General features: G+C 61.0%; 4 protein-coding genes. 2 read left to right on the top strand and 2 right to left on the bottom strand.

Going from position 1 to position 2,480, the window contains the following annotated elements:
- Positions 1-698 (top strand): zinc-binding dehydrogenase (locus AB4Z11_RS29335; protein ID WP_442029347.1); only part of this gene is annotated, 698 nt, incomplete at its 5' end.
- A 71-nt stretch (positions 699-769) separates the two neighbouring features.
- Positions 770-1,219, top strand: a complete 450-nt coding sequence (locus tag AB4Z11_RS29330) for a hypothetical protein (protein WP_442029346.1) — start codon at positions 770-772, stop codon at positions 1,217-1,219.
- Positions 1,220-1,450: 231 nt separating this feature from the next.
- Here AB4Z11_RS29330 and AB4Z11_RS29325 read toward each other — a convergent pair whose 3' ends face one another.
- Positions 1,451-1,828: a hypothetical protein gene (locus AB4Z11_RS29325; RefSeq protein ID WP_442029345.1), complete on the bottom strand. Its 378-nt coding sequence runs from the start codon at positions 1,826-1,828 to the stop codon at positions 1,451-1,453.
- An 82-nt stretch (positions 1,829-1,910) separates the two neighbouring features.
- The gene (locus AB4Z11_RS29320; RefSeq protein ID WP_442029344.1) at positions 1,911-2,465 is read right to left on the bottom strand and encodes a hypothetical protein; all 555 of its coding nucleotides are present in this window, start codon (positions 2,463-2,465) and stop codon (positions 1,911-1,913) included.
- Between the last annotated feature and the right edge of the window lie 15 nt (positions 2,466-2,480).

The following is a 2,480-nucleotide window of genomic DNA, read 5'->3' as shown; positions in this document are numbered from 1 at the left end:
AGGTGGCTGAGATGCCGGCCTCCACCGTGCTGCCGCTGGATGGCCTGGGCGATATGTCAGCCGAACGCCTGGCTGTCCTCGGAAAATTCCTGGTGCCGTTCGGCGGCCTGCGCCGCGGACGCCTGGCGGCCGGCGAAACGGTCGCCATCAATGGCGCCAGCGGCTATTTCGGCTCGGCAGCCGTACTGGCTGCGCTGGCCATGGGCGCGGGCAAGGTGCTGGCGGTCGGCCGCCGCGCAGAAGCCTTGCGTCCGCTGGTTGCGCTGGGTAAGGGCCGCGTGGTGGCCGCCGTCCTCACCGGCGACGTCGAGCATGATGCAGCCATGCTGCGTGAAGTGGCCGGGCCGGCCGGCGTGCACATGGCGCTGGATATGATCGGCCAGGCTGCCAGCGCCGACAGCACCCTCGCCGTGCTGCACAGCCTGGCCCGCAACGGCCGCCTGGTGCTGATGGGCAGCATGAACGTGCCACTCGCCCTGCCCTACGGCGCGCTGATGCTGAACAACTGGGAAATCATGGGCAATTTCATGTATCAGCCTGAAGATGCCCAGGCCCTGATCGCCCTGTTGCGCGGAAAGCAGCTCGATTTGTCGCCCGTGACAGTGCGCAGTTTTGCGCTGGCAGCCCTGCCGGAAGCCGCCCGCGCAGCTAGCGATATGCAAGGCTTGCAGGCGACCGTGGTGCAGTTACAAAATTAATTTCAAGCGTTGTCATACGACATCTATTTCCCGCTAGAATGTTCATATTGTTTGCAACAGGAATTAAGCATATGTCAGCGGAAAATGTTGTCGGTAGCATTACGACCTATAGCAAGGACACGCCGGTCGGCCGTCCCAACCAGGATGGCCGCGCCGCCGTGTTCGTCCCCACCGAAGAATTCGACCTGCCCAACTCGACCACCATTCGCAAAGGCGCCGGCATTGTGGGCTTCGGCAATCCGGATGGCTCGCTGATGGTGTATTTCGAAGCCAACCGCTTCGATGAAAGCGGCCTGCACAAGTGGGAAAACAAGGCGCGCAAGGCGTACGACCGCATGGTCATGGCTGCGCCGACCGTGTCCAAAGCCAAGATGGATGCCAAGTATCTGGAACAGATCGGCTATATCGACGGCACCGGCATCACCCTGCGCCTGCCGGAAAAACTCCAGGCGTGGCTGGAGCTGGCGGACGCCATGGATACTGCGCCGGAAAGCGCTATCGTTCTGTGGGGAAAAAAGTAAGCCGCGACGCGACTTAACGACGAGCAATTGTCCTACACGGGCTCGGACTTTTTACCGATGCCCGCCCAAGGCCCAGCCGCCTAAGATGGGAACATGACTAAGGAGAACATCATGTCCCATCATCCCATTGCAGGCAGCGCATTGCTGCTGGGCCTGGTGGCCACTTCCACCTTCCTGCTGTGCTCAGCGGACGTGCTTRGACACATTCCGCTGTTCTTTGCACACTAAGGCTTAGTGGCGCCGGCCACGGCAGCACCAGCCGCCGCGGTGTCCACCGCCGCCAAACCACACGAAGTCCAGGCCAAGCGTCACCGGCGGGTAGTAATACGCTGGTGCAGGTGCATAGTAGTATGGCGCCGGCACATAAACCGGGTCCGCCACATAAGCTGGCTGCTGGACATACGTCGGCTGCTGCACATAGGCCGGCGCAGCTTCAGTCGTGTACTCGACACGGCCCTGCTGCGACGCCACGGTGCCAGGCTGCACCGGCGTGACCGACACGGTATGCCATTGATAAGGATCGACGTTGCGCGTTGCATAGCGCGGTCCAGGTTCCGCGCAGCCTGCCAGGATCAGCGCGGCGATCGGCAGGATAAATAAGGTCTTCATAAAAATCTCCTTCCCATTGAATACTATAGGGAATTCGGACAGCGCCTGCCTCGGATTTACAACTCCTTACAGCGGGAAAACTCTAGATATATGGAATATCGCATTTGTCGACCGGCCGGCCTTCGGCGCTCATGCGCTGGGCGCAAATCGCATAGCTAATGCCGTATTCCAGATCCACCCGGTACACCTTGCCGTAAGGCAGGGCGATCGTCTGCAGCTGGGATTTCTGGTAGCTCAGGGCCGGCACATCGGACGGCACCGCCAGCGAGGTGTGGAAATTGCGGCGGCGGTCCTGCTGGCGGCGGTGCACGTCCACGTCCAGGCCGATATCGAGCGTAACGCCGCCCGGTGCATAAGCGTAGCGGGTGATATTGCGCGCCGCGCTCAGCACACCCCAGGCGCAGGGCAGGTTCTCGGGACAATGTTTGATCTGGGCCAGCGGGAATACTTCCTCATTATTGGCCAGCTGCACCAGCGGCCAGGCCGTGCGGGTGCCATCCTTCTTGCCGGACACAGGATTAACCCAGGTCAGCGAATTGACCACCACCACATACTGCTTATCCTTGGCGGGATCGTTCGAATCGCGAAACATGGCGCAGCCGGACAGCAGCGCACCAAGCATGGGAAGGAAGACCAAAACTCTCATTTATGT

This window comes from Pseudoduganella sp. RAF53_2, assembly GCF_052113985.1.
Taxonomy (GTDB): Bacteria; Pseudomonadota; Gammaproteobacteria; order Burkholderiales; family Burkholderiaceae_D; genus Rugamonas.
The sequence above is the reverse complement of the archived record's forward strand: the minus strand, read 5'-3'. Positions and strand labels throughout refer to the sequence as shown.

Bases quoted from the DNA above. Each gene is read 5' to 3' on its own strand.
- AB4Z11_RS29330 (WP_442029346.1), top strand. From the start codon at position 770: ATGTCAGCGGAAAATGTTGTCGGTAGCATTACGACCTATAGCAAGGAC.
- AB4Z11_RS29325 (WP_442029345.1), bottom strand. From the start codon at position 1,828: ATGAAGACCTTATTTATCCTGCCGATCGCCGCGCTGATCCTGGCAGGC.